Source organism: Olsenella phocaeensis (assembly GCF_048189965.1).
GTDB classification, from domain to species: domain Bacteria; phylum Actinomycetota; class Coriobacteriia; order Coriobacteriales; family Atopobiaceae; genus Olsenella_I; species Olsenella_I phocaeensis.
In genome coordinates this window covers 1-15,296 of the sequence record NZ_DBEZHV010000007.1, presented here as the reverse complement: position 1 = coordinate 15,296, position 15,296 = coordinate 1, and the positions used below count along the sequence as shown (strand labels likewise).

The 15,296-nt window shown below is 56.6% G+C and carries 14 protein-coding genes; 2 read left to right on the top strand and 12 right to left on the bottom strand.

Annotated features, from left to right (window positions below):
- Positions 1–53: 53 nt before the first annotated feature.
- The gene (locus ACMPH2_RS03385; RefSeq protein ID WP_417118628.1) at positions 54–1,454 is read left to right on the top strand and encodes a lipopolysaccharide biosynthesis protein; all 1,401 of its coding nucleotides are present in this window, start codon (positions 54–56) and stop codon (positions 1,452–1,454) included.
- 109 nt (positions 1,455–1,563) lie between these two features.
- Positions 1,564–2,970, top strand: a complete 1,407-nt coding sequence (locus tag ACMPH2_RS03380; protein ID WP_303131826.1) for an O-antigen polymerase — start codon at positions 1,564–1,566, stop codon at positions 2,968–2,970.
- Here the strand turns inward: ACMPH2_RS03380 and ACMPH2_RS03375 are convergent.
- The 12 genes from ACMPH2_RS03375 to pepT all read right to left on the bottom strand — a co-directional run.
- Positions 2,939–4,006 (bottom strand): glycosyltransferase family A protein, encoded by a 1,068-nt coding sequence (locus ACMPH2_RS03375; protein WP_009279570.1) that lies wholly within the window; start codon positions 4,004–4,006, stop codon positions 2,939–2,941. The genes ACMPH2_RS03380 and ACMPH2_RS03375 overlap by 32 nt on opposite strands.
- A gap of 4 nt (positions 4,007–4,010) precedes the next feature.
- On the bottom strand, positions 4,011–5,075 hold the full coding sequence (locus ACMPH2_RS03370; RefSeq protein ID WP_072500707.1) for an NAD-dependent epimerase/dehydratase family protein: 1,065 nt from the start codon (positions 5,073–5,075) through the stop codon (positions 4,011–4,013).
- Positions 5,076–5,106: 31 nt separating this feature from the next.
- Entirely contained in the window at positions 5,107–5,826 is a 720-nt protein-coding gene (gene ispD / locus ACMPH2_RS03365; RefSeq protein ID WP_417118627.1) for a 2-C-methyl-D-erythritol 4-phosphate cytidylyltransferase, read from the bottom strand.
- Positions 5,827–5,975: 149 nt separating this feature from the next.
- Positions 5,976–6,836 (bottom strand): LicD family protein, encoded by an 861-nt coding sequence (locus tag ACMPH2_RS03360; protein WP_417118626.1) that lies wholly within the window; start codon positions 6,834–6,836, stop codon positions 5,976–5,978.
- On the bottom strand, positions 6,829–7,695 hold the full coding sequence (locus ACMPH2_RS03355; RefSeq protein WP_417118625.1) for a LicD family protein: 867 nt from the start codon (positions 7,693–7,695) through the stop codon (positions 6,829–6,831). The genes ACMPH2_RS03360 and ACMPH2_RS03355 overlap by 8 nt, the downstream gene beginning before the upstream one ends.
- A 4-nt stretch (positions 7,696–7,699) precedes the next feature.
- Positions 7,700–9,046, bottom strand: coding sequence for a Gfo/Idh/MocA family oxidoreductase (locus tag ACMPH2_RS03350; RefSeq protein WP_417118624.1), 1,347 nt, complete (start codon positions 9,044–9,046; stop codon positions 7,700–7,702).
- Positions 9,047–9,059: 13 nt separating this feature from the next.
- On the bottom strand, positions 9,060–10,136 hold the full coding sequence (locus ACMPH2_RS03345) for a pyridoxal-phosphate-dependent aminotransferase family protein (protein ID WP_417118623.1): 1,077 nt from the start codon (positions 10,134–10,136) through the stop codon (positions 9,060–9,062).
- A gap of 26 nt (positions 10,137–10,162) precedes the next feature.
- Entirely contained in the window at positions 10,163–10,915 is a 753-nt protein-coding gene (locus ACMPH2_RS03340; RefSeq protein WP_417118622.1) for a DUF4422 domain-containing protein, read from the bottom strand.
- A 32-nt stretch (positions 10,916–10,947) separates the two neighbouring features.
- The gene (locus ACMPH2_RS03335) at positions 10,948–11,853 is read right to left on the bottom strand and encodes a sugar transferase (protein ID WP_417118621.1); all 906 of its coding nucleotides are present in this window, start codon (positions 11,851–11,853) and stop codon (positions 10,948–10,950) included.
- Positions 11,854–12,029: 176 nt separating this feature from the next.
- Positions 12,030–13,286, bottom strand: a complete 1,257-nt coding sequence (locus ACMPH2_RS03330) for an ATP-binding protein (protein WP_417118620.1) — start codon at positions 13,284–13,286, stop codon at positions 12,030–12,032.
- 116 nt (positions 13,287–13,402) lie between these two features.
- A complete protein-coding gene (locus ACMPH2_RS03325; RefSeq protein ID WP_009279587.1) occupies positions 13,403–13,942 on the bottom strand; it encodes a hypothetical protein in 540 nt (179 codons plus the stop codon).
- A 255-nt stretch (positions 13,943–14,197) separates the two neighbouring features.
- A partial coding sequence (gene pepT / locus ACMPH2_RS03320; RefSeq protein WP_417118619.1) for a peptidase T occupies positions 14,198–15,296 on the bottom strand: 1,099 nt, incomplete at its 5' end.

Below are 15,296 nucleotides of genomic sequence, written 5' to 3'. Positions count from 1 at the left end.
GCGCCCGCCGGTACCAAGAGACAGACGCATCGCGCCACCCCTATACTTCTCCCATGGACAAAAGAACCCTTATCAAGAATGTTTCGGTAGCCTTCCTCGCCCAGGGGGTGAGCATGCTGCTGAGCATCGTCCAGTCGCTGATCGTCCCGAAGCTCCTCGGCACCGAACAATACGGCTATTGGCAGCTCTTCATCTTCTACATAGGCTATGTCGGCTTCTTTCACCTAGGGCTCAATGACGGTGTCTACCTCATCAAGGGAGGGCAGTCACGCGACAAGATTGACAGACGGTCGGTCAACTCACAGTTCGCCTTCGCTCTATCGTTCCAACTGATCATGGCCGTCGTCATCGTCGCGATAGCCGTCCTTGGAGGCTTTGGCCCCGAGCGGGAGTTCGTTATTGTCTGCACGGGCATCTTCCTCGTCATACAGAACGCGGCGACATACTTGACCTTCCTACTGCAGGCAATGAACGAGACCAGGCTCTCCTCCTACTCGTCCATTGTCGAGCGCCTGTCTTTTCTCGTCCCACTCCTATTACTCCTAACGGGGCGGATCCATGCGTTCGAGCCATACGTCATCTCCTACATCTTTTCAAGTGTCGTGCAGCTTGGCTTCTGCCTGTACCTACTACGGGACTTTACAAAATCTGGCATCCTAGCACCGAGCCAAGCCGCCCGGGAGGGTATCCAGAGCATCCGCGTGGGCATCAAGCTCATGCTTGCAAACATCGCCAGCCAGCTGGTTCTCGGCATCGCGCGCTTCGCCATCGATGCGACGTGGGGCATCAAGACATTCGGAGAGCTCTCGCTCGCTCTCTCCATGGTCAACTTCTTCCTAGCGTTCGTCTCACAGGCAAGCATGGTGCTCTTCCCTGCCCTCAGGCAGAGCAGCGCCCAGTCCGCCAAGCACTTCTACACTGTGGCCCGCGATGCGATGGGACTCGCCTTTCCTGCGGTCTACTTGCTGTACCAACCGATGACCTGGCTCCTCGGACTGTGGCTGCCCCAGTACGCGCATAGTTTCGTTTTCTTCATCTATCTGATGCCCCTCTGCGTCTTTGACAGCAAGATGAACATTACATGCACCACGTTCTTTAAGGTGCGCCGCGAAGAAGCGGTGCTGTTCAGAATCAATGCGTGCATTGCGTTGCTCAGCGCCCTCGGCACCTTCCTAGGAACCAGTATCTTCCACTCAATCTACGTAATCATAGGCTCCGTCGTCTTGGCAATCATAATCAGGAGCCTTTACTCAGAAAGCTACCTCAACCGTGCCATCGGCGTCCCACCCACCAGCATCGGAATATGGGAGCTTGTATTGACGGGAGCCTTCGTCACCATGACGATTCTCCTGCCTCCCCTCGTAGCAACCACAGCGTACCTGTTGTTCTATGTGGCATTCCTTGTCGCCAACGGGAACCGCGTCCAATCAACCTACAAAGCCCTCAGAACATAGGGTGCCAGCGCGGTCGGTCTCACTGCGCACATGGATCCCGAACGAAAGCCCGCAATGATAAGGTATGCGCAAGGCCACATGCGCCAACGACTACCATGGGGACAACGTGATGCTATTCAACCTGCTTCTTGCAATCGTCTTGCTCATCGAGTTCTGGCTCTGCTTGACGAAATCGGACTTCGAGCTTCTGTCACCCGCACCCCTCAACACCCTTGTCTTCTGTCTCGCCGCCGCGCTCTCCATCCTGGGAATGCGTACCTGGAACGAAGTGCCTCTCAAGGTGGACGGTTTCTCCTTTCTGTTGCTTGGCTGCACGTGCTTCGCTCTAGGGGCACTTCTCGTGCGAGCGTTTTGGCAAACCAGAAACCCCCGTGGTCGACACTATGCCAGGCCAGGTAGTCTAGACAGCCACCACACCCACTCTTTTGAGGTGGCCTCATGGAAGTACCTCGTCCTCTTCGTCGTGGTCATCGCCGCCGCAGCCATCCGCATCCACGACATGACCGAGATGGCAGCTGGAGCAGGCAAGCACTTCGAGAGCTACGTCGACCTTGCGAAGTGGGCTCGACAAGTCACCAGCAGCTCGTTCTCAACCGCCAACATACGCATGGGCGAGGGGTATAGCTTCGTCTCTCGTCAGTCCGATAAGCTCGTGACCGTCATCGCATACTGCTCCGTCTTCTTCTCAGTACGGAGCATCGCAGATGCTCGTGGCTGGAAAGGAATCGTTCCTCCCCTGTCCTGCCTTCTGGCAACGTGCGGATACACCATTCTCATGGGCAGCCGAGGCCCCATTGCGAACTACGCCTTCGCAAGTGCCCTGGCTTTCTTCCTCCTGCAACTCCGAGACGGACGCAGTGCGAGACTGATTACCAAGAAGATGATCACCATCGGTGGCATCGCTGTCTTGCTTGGCATCCCGTTGTTCTACTTCTCGTCCGCGCTTGTGGGGAGAATGGCATCAAGCTCGCTCGACAGCTACATATCGTTCTATGTGAGCGGGGGGCTTCCCTCGTTTCAGCTCGCTCTCGACAGAGGCATTGCGGCATCCCCATACCCAGGCATGCGCAGCTTTTACAACCTGTACGTCTTTGCCTACAAGTTCGGAATCATCCATAGCCTCCAGCCCTACGCATCCGACTTCGTCCGCATAGGCAACCATGACAGCAATATCTACACGATGTTCTTCAGATACTTTGCCGACTTCGGCATAGCGGGCATCATCGTCCTGGGCACTGCAGCAGGAGGTATCTTCGAGGCGATGTACGAGTACGCCCGAAGGCACACCATCCCCGCAGTCGTCGTGCCCTTCTTGTACGTAGGGAGCAACCTATTCGATCTCGAGCGTGAGGAGTACGTGTTCAGCAGAATGCTGAACACGAGCGTGCTGGTAATCGTGGTGCTCGCCGTCATCGTAACGCTCTGGCTTACCGGAAGCCTAGGTACGTATATCTTGCAACTCCGTCGGCATATGCGCGGAGCACTTAGACGTGAGGATGCCTTAGACGATATTTAGCTCCATATACAACCATGCAGGCAAGATGGAGGACGCGGTAGCGTCCAGACCACAACAGGTGATAGGCCAGGCGGTCACGCGGCCTTAGGCACTTTTCGTCCAAACGGTGGACGCCACTTTCGCAAAACGTCTGACGTAAGGACTCGTAAAAGGGACGATTCGCCTCCAGGCTGACACTCGCCCCACTTTTGCTCGAGATGCTGAGACCGTTGTGCAGATAGAAGCACATGCACTTCGCGTATATGTCTGGCCTCCTGCCAGAGAATCCATTTCTGTCAAGCAACCTCGTTTCTGCCAAGGCCGCCAAGCGAAGGCCAAGGAAGTAGTCATCCCGAATTTTCATTGACGCACTGTGCGACGCGCGCTGAGACCAGACGTAGAGAACAGAGGGGTTAAGGGCTACGCCGTTGGCCACTTCCATAAACCGTGCGTTGAAGATGTGGTCTTCGTAACCGCTCCTCAGCCTCTCATCGAACTTGATGCCATTCTCAAGGATGGTCGACCGTCGGTACATGCCAGTCCAGACTCCCGAGCCTGCTGTCATGACCGTATCGTAGTGCTCGACGACGTCATCACCCCACAGCACCTCCTCCTTGGAGGGGCACAGCACGTCCGTCCGGCACACCCGCCCACCCATGATGAGGTCGTGCCTGCGACCGAAGCGGACGCAGTCGACACCATACCTGTATGCCAGATTAAAGTTGGCGGACAGAAAGCCCGGAAGGCACTCGTCGTCGTTGTCGCAGAAGGAGACGTACTCTCCCCTTGCGTATTCGATTCCCAGGTTCCTGGCCCGGCACATGCCACCGTTTTCGAGATGGAAAACGCGTACCCTTTTATCGTGAGCTGCCATGTCGTCACAAATCGATCCACTGCTGTCGGACGATCCATCGTCCATCAGCAGAACCTCGAAGTCCTCGAAGTCCTGCTGCAGCAGTGTTTCTACGGTATGGCGTACGAACTCATCCGAGTTGTATACCGGCACGATTACGCTCACGCGCACGCCGACGGCCATGTCAGGGGCAGACGGGGTCAAGGTTCTAGTCCTCCCGGGGTTCGTCCTGCTCTTCCAGATACGCGATGGTACGAAGCATGGCCTCGCCAAGGTCGACCTGCGGCTCCCAGCCAAGACGTCGAAGCTTAGAAGAATCGAGGAACAGCCTGACGTCCGCCGCATAACCACTGGAATTTTGCTCGTCGACATCTATGACAACCCGACTCCCCCTTGTGGGAAAGACCCTAGTGGCAAAGTGCGCAAGCTCACGGATAGTCATGTGGGTTGACTCGTTGGAGACGTTGTATGCCTCTCGGGCCTCACCCTTCAGGAGTACTAGAAGGATGGCCCTCACCGCATCGGAAGCATAGACGTAGTTTCCCTCCGAAAGACCCCTCGTCTTGAGAACGATATCGTCTCCCGCTGCCGCCTTGCGAGCGAACTGGACGACGGCTCGACTTTCCGTGCGGCCTACACCGGCGCCAAAGGTTTGAGCCAGCCTGAGGATTGACACGTCGAGGCCGTGCTGCACCGCAAAAGCGACGCAGAGGTTCTCGCACAGTCTCTTGCTTTCCGGGTAACAGGAGCGCACTGACCCCAGATCGATGAAGCCGAGCTGGTCTTCTCCCACCCTGTCTTTCCCCGGAATCGTCCCGTACACCTCCATCGATGAGAGGTATGCCATGCGTGCACGCTTTTGGACAGCCATTCCTAGGACCGACCTAGTCCCACAGACGGACAGGTCGATGACATCGACAGGGCGCTCTACCATGAGCTTCGACTGTGTAATCGCGGCACAATGGACGATATAGTCAACTTCCCCGTCTATCTTGGGCACGTCGTGCATAAGATCGCAGACCACCAGATCAAGCTGGCCACAGTGGGGCGCGAAGGTCCTCCGTGCCTTCGACCCATCGCGCACGACAGCCATGACCCTTGTGTCTATCCCATATGTCTCGCGGGCATAGACGAAGCCCTTCACTATAAGTGAGCCAACGAGTCCTGTAGCGCCCGTTACGAGGACGGTCTTCCCATGGAACGGCTCGAACTCGTCCCTGGGAATGCGGGAAAAATCCTCGTCGAGCACACGGGACCAAACGACAGGCACCATCGGCTTCCTCCGGTCCGAATTCGAACGCTGCCTAGCTGACATAAATCTGCTCGTTCTCGCGCGCATCAAGTATTGCCCTCATGGCAAAGAAGTCACCAGGAGTGGTAATTTTTATATTCTCCTCCGGCCCATCCACAAGATGGAGAGAGTGACCATATGCTCTCATCATCGAAGCGGAGTCGACAAATTCCCGCCCATCGGCAATGGCGCGCCCATGTGCTGCAATTAATTCATCCAACCAGTAGCTTTGAGGTGCTCTAGCAAAGCGAATATGGCTACGTTCCGGAACCTTAACTACCTCTCCCCCCTCATCTATCTCCACTACTGTTTCTTTGGCAGGAACACAGGTAACCGCAGAGCCATACGTCCGCACAGCATCGATGTTATCAGTGATGGTCGACTCAGAGATAAGGGGTCTCACGCCATCGTGTACGAGCACCACGCTCCTTTCACCACCCGACACAACCTCTGCAGCTTGAAGCCCCTTGTAGATGGACTCTTGTCCCGTCGTACCCCCTGCAACCACCTTGGCTACTTTATTGAAGCCATACTGAGAGAAAAGCTGTTCACAGTACTCTATCCATTCGGGAACACATGCCACCACAACGGCATCAATATCCGAATGCTTTTCGAACAGCTCGACGGTACGCACGATGATGGGCTTGCCATGGATAACCAAAAACTGCTTTGGTAGGTCCTTTGAGCGCATGCGTCTTCCTACTCCGCCTGCGAAGATAACCGCAATGTTCATGAGCTTCCTCTCGGCATGACGCTCGAATAGTCTTGAGACGCGCAATGTTGACGTCTATACGATAGCGCATGCACTCCAAGCAGCCATAACCACCTTGTCAACGTTAGGTCCAAAGGCACGCAAGCGTCCAAATTGACAACTATCAGGTGCTATGCCCAGTAGAAGGAATCAAAATGGGGTACGCGCTTGTCCTTTGGGGGCAGAGTCATGTACTCACCGTACAAGTTAGAAAGATAGATATCATAATTTTTATAGCCCAACAACCTAAGGCGTCCGAAGTCGAACTCCGTTTGAGGGAGCATTTGTTCTTTCGACCAACGTTCCTTTAGTCCATACATCCCTGCAATTCCACCCACATATTTTGCAGTTTCAAAAGGAACTCGTGAGCACTCCGCATTGAGCCTCGATGCGATTCTGTAGCTTCCGTACAACTTGAGAAGCGGGCGCACCAGGTCCTTGGCCAGGGCAACGCTTTTCCCCCTGCTGCTGGAGCCCTTCCTAGACGTACTAATCAACAGAAGTCGTCGCAAGCGCTCGATGCGCTTGATCTGACGCGAAAACTCCGTTGTGTCCTCAGAAATGCCATCATGAGGAAAGATGTCAATGCCAAAATAGGGACAGTCCTCATCAGAGGCAAATCTTGCGTCACGCAAGAGGTCGGTTCGGACATAGCGTGCATAGTGGCGTGGAAAGCTCTTGTCCCTCAGCGATACAATCCGACGCCTCGGCTGAAGCTTCGCGCCAAAGTCGAGGCAAAGGTCCAAAAGACGCTCATAGTCGGGACGGGGCATGGATACGTCGGCGTCATCATCCCAGGGAATGAAGCCACGGTGTCGAACGGCACCCAATAGCGTCCCGCCTACAATGTCGTAACGCAATCCATTCGAACGGCATAACGCATCAAACTCCTCAAGCAGCGTCATGCAAGCCTCATGGATTTCGTCAATAGAGAGACGCTCGGCTTTGTTTTTTATCAATTTGGGTTTTAACTCAGTTGTTGGCTCAGTCATCGATTATCTCCGCATGGTGCTTGTTTCTGTCTTCTTCGGGCGGAAACTCCATGTAGGTGGGTCCATATATTGTCTCGCAGACCGTCTGGAAGTCAGCGGGACCAACGAACCTCTCCCCCTCGAACTGGTAAAGCGCACTGGTGGCAAAAGAAGAACGGGGAAAGGTCTCGTCGAAGCCAAAGGCAGCGAGGAAGTTAAGGACATCGTGTGTGTCAGACTCGTAGGGACACTCTTTGAGGATCTTGTTGAGCGCACGGAGGCAGGTCTTATAGGGAACCAAGTGGTTGAGCCATCTGAAGCACGAGGCAATCTTGACAGATGCAGAACCAATCGTGCTACGTCGGCGTCTCTGATCAACTAGCTCATCAAACTGAACGATTTGATTGAGATTCCACCAGAAGCTCAGCCGTACCTTGTGCAGCGCCCTCATGATGCCAGGATTCGGAATACCATCAAGCGGAATGAGGTCAATCCAAGAATATTCAACGCGCGGAATGTTTGCCATGCGATTTATTTCTCGCATGTTATGGCTAATCATACGTGCCCAGGGGTATCTATAGGCGCCATCATTCTCAAATGTACAAAGGGCGAACGGCTCGTGAAATTCAGAGGAAGGTAGGGACAGGAACCTTTCATAGTCATCCCGAGGCATGGCAATGTCGATGTCATCATCCCAGGGAATAAAGCCGTGATGTCGAACGGCACCCAATAGCGTGCCACCGATCAAGAAATACTTTAAGTCGTGCTTTTTGCATAAGGCAACAAACTCTTTGAGTATTCCCAGTTCCTCTAGCTGCATTCTGCGCAGGTCACCAGTGGCTATTAAATCCGCTTGAGCTTTTCCCATGACAGCAGGCATGACGCTAAGAAATCTGCGTCACATTCCTCCCATCTACGAAATCAGACATTACCTTTACAATTGCGTGCGACGTTTCTGGAGCAATGTAGCGCGTCTCCAACCCATTCTCTACCATTAGCACGAACGAGGCGAGCTGATTGCGAACCCCTGCACCGTCCAGTTGATAGAAATATCTACGATTATCCGCAGGATTCTCGAACCTAAGCTCAAAGTAATCAGTCTTCCACCAGGGAGCGGGAACATAGGCGTATCCGCGTGTTCCGGAGACCACAAGATCACCTTCGGACTTGACGCCCTTTCCGACTGTTATTGAGGCAACGGCATCCGGAAAGACAAACTCTGCCCTTGAGAAGGCATCGAGCGTTTCCTTGGTATCAAAACGGCGGGAGGTCATCTGCAGATCAATGAATCCCGTCCCGAGAATCTGGAATACAGGAAGCATTGCGATAGGGCCCCATTCGCCCATACTTCCCCACGCCCCAGCAGGAATCTTTGACGAGCTGCCCAGACCCTCGCTCAAACTTGTACAAGTGGCATCAACGGCGGTCACACGCCCAATTACGCCACTCTTCACCAATAAACAAAGTCTTTTGAAAGCAGTGCTATAGGCTGGACGTATCGCCTCAAGCAGGCGAATGCCACGTGTATCTGCAAGATGCTCTAGTTCCTCGTAGCTTCGTACATCCAAAGTTATTGGAGACTCACATAGCACATGCACGCCTTGGCTCAGGGCTTTCTTTATTTGCCAATAGTGTTCTTCCGGAGCCGAAGCAATGTAGACGGCATCCACGCCAGCAAGAAGTTCATCAATCGAACTAGTTACAATCTCAAGGCTACGAAGACCATCCTGAAGGCCCTCGGGTCGCTTGGCGCAAACTCCACGGACCTCCAGCCCATTTACGTAAGTACTCTCGGATAGATACTTGGCAAGGAAGGGGACGTCGCCTACAAGCCCAAGGCGCATCCGCTTTCGCTCAGATCGAATCTGGGTACTTGAAACTCCCTCTGTACGGTCGAGATAGACTACCTCGCAATACTCTTTTAGATAGTCGAACTGACCAACCCAGTCCGAACCGACGGTGAAAACATCGATCCCCAACCTTTGGATGTCATCGATTTTCTGGCCTTCGTACTCCTCGACGATAATCTCGTCGGCAAGACCGGTCTCTCTCACTGCGTCCATGCGCTCCGCAAGAGACTGCTGCACGTTGATTTTTCCCCGCGCAATGTCAAAGTCATCCGTTGTGACGGCAACCACAAGATAATCGCCAAGGGACCGAGCACGCTCTAATAAGCGCACGTGACCGTAATGCAATAGGTCAAAAGTTCCGTATGTGATTACCCTTTTCATACAGACATCCACCTCAGCCCATAAGGCCACGTCGACAGACGTCTCTCAAAGCCGCGACAAGCAAGGCGTTGTCCGCAAAATCGTGCTCACCAATGTGACCGACACGGAAAGATTTCTCGGCAGATGCACCCCCATTGGGACAAACCCAAATCTCATATTCATCCTTAAGAACCTCGAATATTTTACGAGCGGAGCAATCTCTCGTGGACAAATAGGTGACTGCGTTTGATGGGGAGGTAAGCCTTTGATCAAGCGGCAAATCTACTATTAAATCACGGAAATTTTGAGCGATACGAGCAACTCGAGATACCTCGGCAGCAGCCCCACCGCTATCTTCTATGGCCTGAAGACGTGCATATATTTGCAGCAACGTGCCAACCGCAGGCGTAAAGGGAGTCTGCCCCCTCTTGCCGTTCTCAAGCGCAAGGCGAAGGTCAAGATACATGCACGGCTGCTCAATACGGTTGATGCGCTCCATGGCGACTGGCGAAAGAATTATCGGAGCAACGCCAGGAGGGCAGGCTAGGGCTTTCTGTGATCCAGTAATCATGACGTCGGCGCCAATGGCTTCCATGTCGAATGGATCCGCCAAAAATGAGCTAATGGTGTCAACGATGAGGAATAGGCCGTTTCGCGCGCAGAAGCTTCCGATAAGCTCCGCATCGTATAGGATGCCCTGCGAGGTCTCCCCTAAGTTAATCAGAAACGCCGTATAACCTTTGTCCTCATAGGGTAGTAAATCACCTTCGCATAGGGCAGTCCCGTACACCAGCTTTATTACATCGTGTGGTATATGATGCCGACTGAGCATCTCAACAAACCTGTGGCCAAAGCTTCCCCCATCAACCACAAGGGCTCGATCTTGCCGATCAAGAGTCCCCATCACGGCAGCTTCCATACCTGCAGTGCCAGAGCCAGAGATGAAGCATACCCTGGAGTCTTTGGGTGCATGCGCTAGACCACAGAGCATCCGCTCGTTTTGGAGCATTATTTCAGAAAATTCTTTGGTGCGGAAATATGGAATATCTTGCGATCCTATGGCACGCACTTGATCATTAGAAGGAACTGGTCCTACAGCAAAGTTAAGCATAGATAATCAACGTCCCTTTTGAATAATTACTTTTCTGCAGTGAACTTCCTCTTCAGGAAGCTCGTCCCCTTCTTCACCCAGTGCTGGTCCTCCAAGTTGACGACAGGCAGCTCGACATAGTCGATGTGGTTGGTCTCGATCCAAGGGTCAAGCAGACGTTCGGAGACGAAACCGTACACGCGCTTGTCGTAGTCACTGTAGCCACTGATGTCCAGCCGCCGCTCCAGCTCTCCCAGCACGTCGAAGAGCCACTCACAATACGAGCCAAAGAGATCGGCCCTCATGACGAACATGTTAAAGCGATGGCCCGTCATGCGCCCCATAGAGGCATCGTACGCAGCAAGGTAGCTAGGGTACCTCTCCTCCAGTATCGCCCTGGTCTGTGCAAGGTCCTCCTCGTGGTGAGCGTGCACGTACTGGGAGTAGTTGGTCTCTATGAGGTAGTTGCGCTTCTTTGGGAGGATGACGGGGGCCTTGTCGAGCTGCCCCATGAGATAGTCACCTGACGCGATACGCGACTTCTTCTCCCCCGTCTGCGCACTGGCAAAGTAGCGCCGATAGTGGGCTAGCCCCAGGTAGTCGGCCCTGAGGTTCTTCCACGCCCACCAGAGCACCGTGAGCTCGCAGTAGTTCCTGTTCTTCTGGCTGATGCCCTCACCCTCGTTGTCACGTGCCCAGTTCTCGGGGATGCCATCGGCGTGAAGGGCCGCCCCTGCCCAACAGGGCCGGAATACGGGATCGTCGGGCATCCAGTAGGGCTTGTGGGCGGCAACAGCCACCCGTAGCTTTGGATCTGTCTTCTGGCCGTCCATCAGCGGCCCGTCTTCTGCGAGCCAAACATGGCATGGAAGGTGCCGAAGACACAGAGGAGGTCCCTCCCAAGGCTGCGGTCGCGGATGTACTCGAGTTCCAGCCTCTGACGCGAGCCGTCCTCGTAGGTGGCGTCGTTTCTGGCCTTGACCTGCCACCAGCCCGTGATGCCGGGGGTGACGCTGAGGAACTCCGCCACGCTCTGACCGTAGGCCGCCAGCTCGTCCGGCTCGACAGGGCGCGGGCCGACCACACTCATGGAGCCAGAGAGGACGTTGAGGAACTGGGGCACCTCGTCCAACGAGGTCTTGCGCAGGAACTTACCGACCTTGGTCACGCGCGGGTCGTCATCCACCTTGTGCTCGGACAGCCACTGCTGCAGCTGCTCGGGATTGAGGTGCTTTTCCACGTCGTCCGCATCAGCCACCATGGTGCGGATCTTGAGGATGTCCACAGGTATGCCATAGCGCCCCACACGCCGCTGGGCGTAGATGGGGCTCCCCTTGCTGTCCAACGCCACAAGAAGGCAGATGGCGGCGGTGGGAACGAAGCCCACGACCACCGCTACGCTCGAGAACGCCACGTCGAAGACCCGCTTGGCAATGTGATATGCCTTTGTGTCGCGCGAGCCGGGAACGGGGGGAATCTGCTCCTCCTCGATCACGATGCCCGTGCCATAGGTGGCCTCGGAAACGACCGCTTGGGCCCTCTCGCGCGTGACAGGAGCCAGGGCCTCCTGCTTGGGCTTGAGTCGCGCGTCGCGCACCATCGCGACGGCCTCCCCCACCGCACCAACGGCGAGGATGGCAGCGCCTAGACCACCCGCAACCCCATACATGGCCAGGTGTCTGCGGTGGCTCTTGGCGCCGCCCGAGTGGCCGCGTCGATCGTCTTTGGGTCTTTCCATAGCTAAAAACTCCTGGAAGCGGGCCGTCGCCCGCGTAGCTAAAGTTCGAATCCGTGGATACAGGGACGCTTAAGACATTCTAGTACAGGGAACCCGAGCCCACCGTTCCTGGACACAAGCGTGCAAATTACTCATCAACCAGGGGCTTGCGACTCAAACTCACAAGAAGCACGGTCTCAATTGCCCCTTTTATATTTGAGCCCCCTGCCGGCCCCAACCGTAAAGACCTGCCCAAGCTCAATGAGCTCCTTGAGGATGCGCGATAGCTTTGACCTTCCGAAGTCGACCATACCCAGCAGCTCTCCCGAAGGCCGAGGAACGGTAGGGCTCAACAGCCCATACACGAGCCGTTGATCGTCGGTGAGCCCAAGGTCGGCAACTGTCACCGGAAGGATCACGGTGATGGTGTTCTCCATCACCAAGAAACGCGGCGTTGTCTTGCTGCTGGCATATGCGTCCCGGATACGCTGAACCCCCGTTCCAAATGCCTCTATGAGGCCCAACCGGTAGAACACGTTGGCAAGAACGGGGTTTCGCCTGATCGAAACCATGCCAGCAAGGTACTCCTCCTCCGAGATGCCCGTTGGCAGGCCGCCAGGGGATGACACCTCCACCCGGTCGGGATACATCGCGATGCGCGCGTGGGCAGGCACATCCCAGGTCCTATGAACCAATGCGTTCGCGATTGCCTCCCTAAACGCCTCGGAGGGTATGCGCTCGATCTTGGTTCGCTCGAACCCAGAAATCCGCTCGCAGCAGTAGCAATCCCTGTACATGCGGACTGCATCTTCGTATTCGAGCAACACGGACTTCCCGGCACTCGTCTCCCGACGCAGAATTACGCTGATGCTCTCTCCAAACTGAGCCATGTCAAAGCCGGGCAAATCGTTCTTGTCTGCCAACAGGGCAGCGGCATTGTTGTAGCCATCTTCGTCCGAGTAGAGCTCGAGCGTCCTGAGGGTGTCCGTGTCGAAATTCTTAATGCCAACCGTGGATTTCAGCGCCGAGCCGAGCGTCTCGAAGGTAAACTGCTGGCTTCTTGAGCTCAGCCGCTCGTACGAAAGGTTACTCCCCTCGAGCACGAGCCTCCTGAACTCGATGGGATCCACCTCGACGGTCGAGCTATCGCTACGTCGGTATGCCTTGGCGCGATAGAGATACGGCTTTGACCTCCCCGGACGAACCACGAGCTCGACAGTGGAGTCTTTCGTGTTGGGCAGAAGCTCATAGTCGGGGCGGGGAGAAATAGAATCATTGACCTTGTTTTCGATGTCAAGGCAGGCTGCCCGTACGTTGCCAAGCCCCACAACCCGCGCCGCGTCGTCCACGCCAAACAGGATTGACCCGCCCTCATAGTTCGCAAAGGCGGACACAGTTTTGAGAAAGCTGTTTGAAATCTCCTCTCTGAATTCAAGCGTCTTCGTTTTCCTCATGAGACTCTCCAAATCAACGATTGCAGCCGAAAATCAACAGCAAAATCAACAGCAAAATTTTGCTGTTGATTTTACCATCGCGCTTCGACCGAAAAGAGGCCCAGGAGCAACCGCCGCTACAGCCCCGAGTCCAGAGCGTCGAAGCGGTTGATGCGCAGCAGGATCTGGTCCACGTCGAGTGACCCCCAGATGGTGATGGAGCCTCTCTTGCCCCGCTCGAAGACACGCACGCTCTGGTAGCCCACGAGGGCGTTGGGCCTCGCCCACTCGATTCGCGCGATGTCGCGATAGCGCACGGTGCGCGTGAGGCCCACGAAGGGTGTGATGCGCATGCGGTCCACGTAGGTGACCACGCGGTAGTGCTTGATCGCAAGCCAGAAGGAGAAGGTGACCAGGAGGAAGGCCAGGAAGAAGGCGAAGACCACGGTCGTGTCCGCCTTGAAGGCGCCCAGCGCGCAGAGCCAGCCCAGCATGAGGCCCAAGGCACCCATGAAGACCATGGCCATGACCAGCATGCGCGAGAATTGGCCCGACACGATGTAGGTGTCGTGGTGGCTGTGGTGGCGCTCGGAGAGTCCCGGATTCCCCACCAGCTCGATGGCGGTGGCGACCACGGGCACGGCGGCAGTGAGGCCGGCAAGCATCTGCAGGGTCATGGGCGAATCGCCCCTCCGTGCCTGCCGCGCATGGAACCTCCCCCATCCTCGAACTTCCCACCAACGTGCATGACTCTCTCAGCCACTACCTTAGGGGGTAAGGCGAACGCCGCCCACGGGCGCTTGGCGTGCGGGCGGCGTTCTTCTGTATGCGGCTCAATCCCCAGCCCAGAGGCAGGGATTCGCCTGCGGGCGGCAGGGCCCAGGGTAGGGTTCGACGCGGGATGGCGGGGCCTCTCCCCCGTCCCCTCCCCCCTACGCCTGCTGGGGCACGGCGAACTTGCCCACCAGGCGCTGGAGCAGGTCGACCGTGAGCACCATGTTCCTCACGGGGATGAACTCCCTCACGGAGTGGGCGCTGTAGCCACCCGTGGCCAGGTTGGGACAGGGCAGGCCGCGCAGGGTGAGCTGGCTCCCGTCGGTGCCTCCGCGCATGGCGATGACCTTGGTGGGGATGCCCAGCTCCTCCTGCGCCTCGAGCACGTTGGTGACCAGGAAGTCCATGCCTGTCAGGTGCTCGCCCATGTTGCGATACTGGATGCGGGAGTCCACGCTCACCGTGTCGGCACCGTAGCGGTCGTTCAGGAAGGCCGCGATCTTGCGCAGGGTCTCCTCGCGCGCGAAGAAACGCCCGGAGTCGTGGTCGCGGATGATGTAGGTCAGCCGGACGTCGCTCGCCGTGCCCTCGATGCGAATGGGGTGGTAGAAGCCCTCGCGACCCTCGGTGTGCTCGGGGCGCTCGAAGGCAGGCACCATCTGCTGGAACTCGCTCGCCACGGTGATGGCGTTGATCATGATGTCCTTGGCCACGGCCGGGTGCACCATGACGCCGTGGACGGTCACCGTCGCCTCCATGGCGTTGAAGGTCTCGTAGCTGAACTCGCCCAGGGCCTCGCCGTCCACGGTGTAGCACCACTTCGCCCCGAACTTCTCGAGGTCGAGCAGCCGCGCGCCATGGCCTATCTCCTCGTCGGGAACGAAGGCTATCTTGAGCGCTGGGTGCGGGATGTCGGGGTCCTGCTGGATGCGGTGCAGGAGCGAGCAGATCTCGGCCACACCCGCCTTGTCGTCGGCCGCGAGGAGCGTGCGCCCGTCGCTGCAGACGATGTCCTCGCCCACAAGGCCCTTGAGGTCGGGGAACTGCTCCTGGGTCGTGGCGACGGGCTTGCCGTCCACCACGCCGGAGACCAGGTCTCCCCCCTCGTAGCGCACGACGTGGGGACGGACCCCCTTGGCAGGCACGTCGCTCACCGAGTCGATGTGCGCGCAGAGCCCCAGCGCGGGAAGCCCCTCGGCGCCGACGGAGGCGGGCACGCCGCCCGTCACGTAGGCGTGCCCGTCCACGACCACGTCC